The organism is Neisseria sp. P0009.S007, assembly GCF_051962515.1.
In genome coordinates, this window is the sequence record NZ_JBQCVF010000712.1 from 1 (window position 1) to 857 (window position 857).

Annotated in this window: 1 protein-coding gene; it reads left to right on the plus strand. The window is 55.3% G+C overall.

The features are described 5' to 3' along the window. The coding region (locus tag ACTHS3_RS15875) for a Glu/Leu/Phe/Val dehydrogenase dimerization domain-containing protein (protein ID WP_440368490.1) at positions 1 to 857 on the plus strand (857 nt) is incomplete at both ends.

Here is an 857-nt window from a genome sequence, read left to right on the forward strand (position 1 = left end):
AAAGGCAAATCCGATGCCGAAGTAATGCGCTTCTGCCAAGCCTTTATGACCGAACTCTACCGCCACATCGGCGCCGATACCGACGTTCCTGCCGGCGACATCGGCGTAGGCGGCCGCGAAATCGGCTATCTGTTCGGCCAATACAAAAAAATCCGCAACGAATTTGCTTCCGTCCTGACCGGCAAAGGCCTCGAATGGGGCGGCAGCCTGATTCGCCCTGAAGCCACCGGCTACGGCTGCGTGTATTTTGCCCAAGCCATGTTGGAAACCCGCAACGACAGCATTGAAGGCAAACGCGTGTTGATTTCCGGCTCCGGTAACGTGGCGCAATACGCTGCCGAAAAAGCCATCCAACTGGGTGCAAAAGTATTGACCGTTTCCGACTCCAACGGCTTTGTCCTCTTCCCTGATAGCGGTATGACCGAAGCGCAACTGGCCGCTTTGATCGAGCTGAAAGAAGTACGCCGCGAACGCGTGGCCACTTACGCCAAAGAACAAGGCCTGCAATACTTTGAAAACCAAAAACCGTGGAACATTGCGGCCGAAGTTGCCCTGCCTTGCGCCACCCAAAACGAATTGGACGCAGACGCTGCCAAAATCCTGCTGGCAAACGGTTGCTATGTGGTTGCCGAAGGTGCGAACATGCCGTCAACTTTAGGCGCAGTCGAACAATTTATCAAAGCCGGCATCCTCTACGCTCCGGGCAAAGCCTCCAACGCCGGCGGCGTAGCAACTTCAGGTTTGGAAATGAGCCAAAACGCCATCCGCCTGTCTTGGACCCGTGAAGAAGTCGACCAACGCCTGTTCGACATCATGCACAACATCCACGAATCCTGCCTGAAATACGGCAAAGTCGG